This is a genomic window from Microbacterium sp. BWR-S6Y, assembly GCF_041379845.1.
Taxonomy (GTDB): domain Bacteria; phylum Actinomycetota; class Actinomycetes; order Actinomycetales; family Microbacteriaceae; genus Microbacterium; species Microbacterium hydrothermale.
Map to the genome: position 1 here is coordinate 1 of NZ_JBFECV010000014.1, position 5,788 is coordinate 5,788.

The following is a 5,788-nucleotide window of genomic DNA, read 5'->3' on the forward strand; positions in this document are numbered from 1 at the left end:
TGAGGGCCTCCTGGTTCGTGAAGCGGTTGAACTCAACAGCTCCACTTCACAACCGGAGGCCCTCGCTTTTTAGCTCCTCATAGCCGTGTCGCCGAAACAACGTCCCTGGACATCACAGCTAGGGCGTGTCTCTCTATCGCGGGGGGATCCGCGCTTCTGGCCGGCAAACTGTTTAGCGAACCCACGATCGAGGAGTTGGACGTCCTGGCCTCTAAGCTCCCCGCCCGAGACTACGATCTCGTCACTCGTCAGGATGGGGTTACGTTGATGGCTGCGTGCGGTGCGGCGGTGAGGTAGCCGGCGGAAGCACCGACGCCTTTGTTCGCGACGTGCTCGGGCGTGTTAGCTGCAACCACGGTCCCGCCAGCGTCGCCCGCACCGGGCCCTAGATCGATCACGTGGTCGGCCACTGCGATGACACGCATATCGAGCTCTGCCGCGACGACGCCAGTATTACCCGCCTTGACGAGCGTCTGCAGATGCGCGACCAGACGATCCGTGTCGGCGCAGTGGAGCCCGGAGGTCGGCTCGTCCAAGACGTACAGCGTGTCTCGGCGCTGCGCCCGCTGCAACTCGGTCGCGAGCTTGACACGCTGCGCTTCACCCCCGGAAAGCGGCTCATCCCAATCGGGGGTGTAGGGGTTGGGGTCTGAAGCCGCCGGTCTCGAGCAGGCTTCGGGCGATGTAGTTGGTCAGGTTGCGGAACCCGAGTGCGGAGCCGCGTAGGTGTTCGAGCCGTCCGTTGAGCCCCTCGGTCGGCCCGTTGCTAGTGCCGGGTCGTTCGAAGTAGGCGAGCACGTCAGCGGCTCGCTTCTCCAGGGTCCGGCCCAGGGTGGTGAGCTCGGTGAGCACCTTAGGGACGCCGGCGCTGAGGTCGGTGATCAGCTTCTCCATGAGCTCGCGGCCACGTTGCCGGTCCTCGTGGCGATAGGCGGCGGTCATGCGCTGGTAAACACCCCAGGTCGCCTCGGCCTCGACGTGAGCGTCACCAACGAACAGCGCGCGTAGCCTGTCGCTCTGCTTGTTGGTGAGCAGGTCCGCGCCGGTGTGTAGCGTGCGCCGCGACTTGTAGAGCGGGTCGTCCCTGAACCCACGGTGCCCGTGGAGCGCGAGTTGGACCCGGCGCCGACACCTGTCGAGGGCGTCACCGGCCAGGCGCACGACGTGGAAGGGATCCATCACCGTGACCGCGTCCGGGATCTCCTCTGCAGCGGCGGTCTTGAACCCGATGGAGCCGTCCATCGTGACCACCTCGACCGCTCACGGAAGGCGTCGTCGCGGTCGGCGAGCCAGGTCTTGAACGCCGCCTTCGACCGGCCCTCGACCATGTCGAGCAGCCTTGCTGGGCCGGCGCCATCGCGGACTGGGGTGAGGTCGATGATCACGGTAACGTACTTGTCGCCAAGCCTGGTATGGCGCCAGACGTGCTCATCGACGCCGATGACGTTCACGCCCTCAAACCGCGTGGGTCGTTGATCAGCAGTCGCTTGCCTTCAGCCAAGACCGCGCCGTTGGGGCGGTGTCCCACGCGACCCCGAGTCCCTCGGCGACACGGGCGACGGTGAGGTGTGCGACCACGATCCCCTCCAGCGCACACCGCAGCCCGGTGCGCGAGAGCTTCGCGCGTGGTTCCGCCGCGGCGCTGGTGTCTTGGCGCCACACGTGTCCGCAGTCGGCACAGCGGTAGCGGCGCACTACAACTTCCAGCACGGTCGGTCGCCAGCCCTGCGGCTCGTGGGCCAACCGCCGGATCACGGTGTCACGAGCAGCGCCTTCGCTGCCGCACCGTCGGCACCACTGATCTGGTTCCATCACGCGGCACGCGGACCGCACGATCCGGTTCAAGTCGTTGTCCGGTCACGCTCAGACCGAGGCCGTCGAGTCGAGCGAAGGCGGTCAGGTCAGGTCAGGGCGGCCGAAGCCGGCCGGCGGGGTAGCGTCGGTCACGTCGAGGTCTTTCGGATGGATGGCGTAGGAACCTCCGTCGTCGGGAGACCTCCACGTCTATCTGCGGACCAACGCGTCCCGGCCGACCTACACCGTCGTCTCAGAAGACCCCCGAAACGTCTTCGACGACGACGGGACCGGCGAGGAGGAGGGCGCGGTGAGCTAAAGGAATGGAGCTTGCTCGGCTTCGGCGCCGCCGCAAGCTCCGGTGAAACGGTCGGTACTGGTCGGTCGTCGTCGGTCACCACCGGATGGCGGTGTCCCCCACGCTCGGCGTTTGCGCAGGTCAGCGGCTCGTTTGCCCAGTGGGCGCATCAAGCGATAGACGCAAAGCCGACGTGATGAGGTCGTCGGTTCGATTCCCACGGGGGGCTCCGGCGAACAGCCCCTGACCTGCGGAAACGCAGGTCAGGGGCTGTTCGGTTCTGGTGGTCGCGCGATGCGCTGGACTCACGGCTCTGCCCGACACCGACGTCGCTCTCCTCTGCGACGGACCCCTCGCGGCCGGCATCCTGTCCGTGTGTCGATAGGCCTCGCACCGCTCGGCAACGCAGCGTGGCGTTGCGTCGCGACCTGGCTACGGCTCGGAGGGGCGCGATCGTCTCGTGCGTTGGCGGACTACGGGAGCTTGGACGCGTGGACGTCGGCCGCCATGATCTCGGTGCTGCGCCGAGGAGGTGCTGGTTGGCCGTCAGGTCCGAGCCGTGACCGTCTACGTCGACGACGCACGCATCCAGCCCCGTGCCGGCCGGGGGCCGGGTTCGGTGCGGGTCGGTCTCAGAAGGCGCTAGCGGCGGCTTCGGCGACGGCCTGGTCTTGGACGCCGGTTCCTCCGCTGACGCCGACGGCGCCGACGACCTGGCCGTCGCGCTCGAGCGGGATGCCACCGGCGAAGATCATCACCCGACCGTCGTTGGAGGCGTTGATGCCGTAAAACTGCTCACCGGGTTGGGCGAGGTCGCCGAGGTCTTTGGTGGCTGTGTCGAACGCTCGGGCCGTGAAAGCTTTGTTGATCGAGATGTCGATGCTGCCCAGCCACGCTCCGTCCATCCGTACGTGAGCGACGAGATTGCCGCCGGCATCGACGACGGCGATGTTACTGGGCTGACCCTGCGTGCTGGATTCAGCTTCTGCTGCCGCGATGACACGTTTGGCGTCGTCCAACGACAATGTAGGAATAGATGGCATCAATTGCTCCTTCGAGTGTGGCGTGCGCTTTGTGGCTCGAGCCGCTCCAGAGCCGCCCGTTGGTTTGCCTGTTGAGTTTGTGACCGACAGCGCTCGTGTTGTGTTCGCGTTGCGGACGTGCGTGGGCGGACTACGGGAGCTTGGACGCGAGGACGTCGGCCGCCATGATCTCGGGTGCTGCGCTGAGGAGGTGCTGATTGTCCGTCAGGGCTGCGACGATGGCGCCGTTGGCGTGGGCGTCGCGAGCGGCCTCGTCGAGGAATGCATCGAAGATCCAGAAGGTGTCGGCGTGGGTCCTGACCGCGAACCAGACAATCGTTCCTACCTCTTCGTTGGCGAGTGCGACAGCGCTGGCGAGCAGATCGGCGAGCGCGTCGTGCTGTCCATCGGCCGCGACGATCTTGGCGACGAAGGCATACGGAAGTGATGCGGGTGTGGACATGAGGGACTCTCCTTGAAATCGGGGTTCTTCGTAGGACGAGTTCAGCGTATGACGAGCGAGGGCCGGTAGGGAATGGCGTATACGGCAGTATTGCTATTGTTTACGTCATGCGTATCGGACTGATCGCGATCGACGGCTGCTTCGGTTCGGCTATCGCGTCGATCATCGACATCGTGCGGGTGGCCGACGGAGCTCGCGGCGATGTCGACCCGCGGATCGACCCGATCGAACTCGCCATCCTCGGACCGAAACGGCGAGTGACCACGACGGCATCGATGACCCTGTCGGTGGACCACCCGCTGTCGGAGTCCGGAGAGTTCGACGTGGTCGTCGTCCCTGCGCTTGGAACCCTCACGGCCGCCGCTACCAACGACGCCCTCCAGAGCCGAGATGCTCGTTCGGTCATCGCCTCGCTCGGGCGCCTCGACGAGGCGACCACCCGGATCGCCGCGGCGTGCACCGGCGTGTTCGCTGTCGCCGAGACCGGACGGATGCATCATCGGCGGGCCACGACCAGCTGGTTCCTGGGGCCGGAGTTCCTGAAGCGCTATCCGACCGTCGCCCTCGATCTCGACACCATGGTCGTGGCCGACGGGAACCTCGTCACCGCCGGCGCCGCCTTCGCCCACATCGACCTCGCGCTCTCACTCGTGCGATCGATCAGCCCCGACCTGGCCCAACATGTCGCCAAGCTTCTCCTCATCGACGAGCGCCCGTCGCAGGCGGCCTTCGTCGCCTACGAACATCTCCGGCACGAGGACCCGATCGTCGTCGAGTTCGAACGCTTCGTGCGCGCCCGCCTGGACGAACCGTTCAACGTCGCCGTCGTCGCGCAGTCGCTCGGCACCAGCCGGCGCACCCTCGAACGACGAGTCCGTGCGGCGCTCAACCTCACTCCGCTCGGCTTCGTCCAACGGCTTCGCATCGAACGAGCTCGGCACCTTTCAGCAACCACGGACCTCACCTCCGCCGAGATCGCGCTACGGGTCGGCTACGCGAACGTCGAGACTCTGCGCTCCCTCCTGCGTAGGGAGCGACGCCGTTCCTGACCTATCGCCATGCCTGTAGCCGGTGTGCTAGTGCTCGACTGGAACCACCTCTCAGCACGTCGCGTCGACGCTCCCGCGTCGCCCGTGGACGACCCACCTCGACACGCCCGCAGCACAGGCCATGTGACGTGTCCCGGCTTCGCGGACGGTCGGGGTTGGGTGGCTGTGATGTCGCTGCGTTCTCGTCGAAAGGATCGGCAGACCCGATCAGAGCCGATTGGGATAAGACGCGAAGGCGGTCAGGTCAGGGCGGCCGAAGCCGATCCTCGGGAAACCTCTGCTTGACCACACTACGAATTTCGGTCCCGCGTCTCAGGACAGCGTGTCGACGGATTCACAGGTACCCGGAGTGAACGCCCGTCACGAGACCAGAGGAGTCCGCTTGGGCCCTTCGCGCGGTGGAGCGAAGCGAACGACGACGCGCCCACAAGCCGGTCCCTCGCCGTGTACGCCTACCGCGATTGACCGCGAGCGATCCGGCTGGCTTCGGGATGCACGTATACCTCGCACGATGAAGATGTACGCATAGGTGCGCTATCTTCAACATCCTCGGACAGCTCGGAACAGAACTGTTGGAATCCTCTAATCCACGACGAGGCACCGGAAACGAACGATTCCGCTACAACTGTCCGAACCGGCGCTCCGCCAGAGCGCGAAGCGGCGTGTCTTGTGCCGGAACCCAGTCCCGGATTCTACGTGCCGCCACTACTCCAGCTGGTCGAGTTTCGCCACGTTCTCCTCATGGGTCACCTCCCGGCGGGACTGTTCGGGCCGTGGCAGACCGTGTGGAACTGGCATCACCGCATGGCCACGGAAGGCACGTGGGTCGCGGTGCTCGCGGCGCTGACCGCCGTCGCGGACGAGGCGGGGCTGGTGGATTGGTCGCTGTCGGTGGATTCCACCGATCGCTCTTGCGCATCAGCACGCGACGAACACGAAGCGCCTGACAGGGGGCCGGATCGAATCACACGAATCGGGACGTCGAGCCGCCTGGCCAGGCGGTCGGCCGCTCCCGCGGCGGCCTGTCGACGACGATCCACTAGCTGTGATGTCCAGGGACGTTGTTTCGGCGACACGGCTATGAGGAGCTAAAAAGCGAGGGCCTCCGGTTGTGAAGTGGAGCTGTTGAGTTCAACCGCTTCACGAACCAGGAGGCCCTCAT

At 65.9% G+C, this 5,788-nt stretch carries 3 protein-coding genes and 3 pseudogenes; 2 read left to right on the forward strand and 4 right to left on the reverse strand.

Annotation, left to right across the window (positions count from 1 at the left end; translation table 11 throughout):
• Nucleotides 1-248: 248 nt before the first annotated feature.
• The 4 genes and pseudogenes from AB1K56_RS18430 to AB1K56_RS18445 all read right to left on the reverse strand — a co-directional run.
• Nucleotides 249-614 (reverse strand): annotated as a pseudogene (locus AB1K56_RS18430) (excinuclease ABC subunit A); the annotation flags it as partial.
• Between the two features lie 4 nt (nt 615-618).
• Nucleotides 619-1,947 (reverse strand): annotated as a pseudogene (locus AB1K56_RS18435) (ISL3 family transposase).
• A 777-nt stretch (nt 1,948-2,724) separates the two neighbouring features.
• Entirely contained in the window at nt 2,725-3,135 is a 411-nt protein-coding gene (locus AB1K56_RS18440; protein WP_063250650.1) for a heme-binding protein, read from the reverse strand.
• Between the two features lie 130 nt (nt 3,136-3,265).
• Nucleotides 3,266-3,577, reverse strand: coding sequence for a putative quinol monooxygenase (locus AB1K56_RS18445; RefSeq protein ID WP_371206759.1), 312 nt, complete (start codon nt 3,575-3,577; stop codon nt 3,266-3,268).
• A 107-nt stretch (nt 3,578-3,684) separates the two neighbouring features.
• Here AB1K56_RS18445 and AB1K56_RS18450 point away from each other — a divergent pair, with 107 nt between their 5' ends.
• Nucleotides 3,685-4,626, forward strand: coding sequence for a GlxA family transcriptional regulator (locus tag AB1K56_RS18450; RefSeq protein WP_108320574.1), 942 nt, complete (start codon nt 3,685-3,687; stop codon nt 4,624-4,626).
• Between the two features lie 762 nt (nt 4,627-5,388).
• A pseudogene (locus AB1K56_RS18455) lies at nt 5,389-5,666 on the forward strand (IS5/IS1182 family transposase); the annotation flags it as partial.
• Nucleotides 5,667-5,788: the final 122 nt, after the last annotated feature.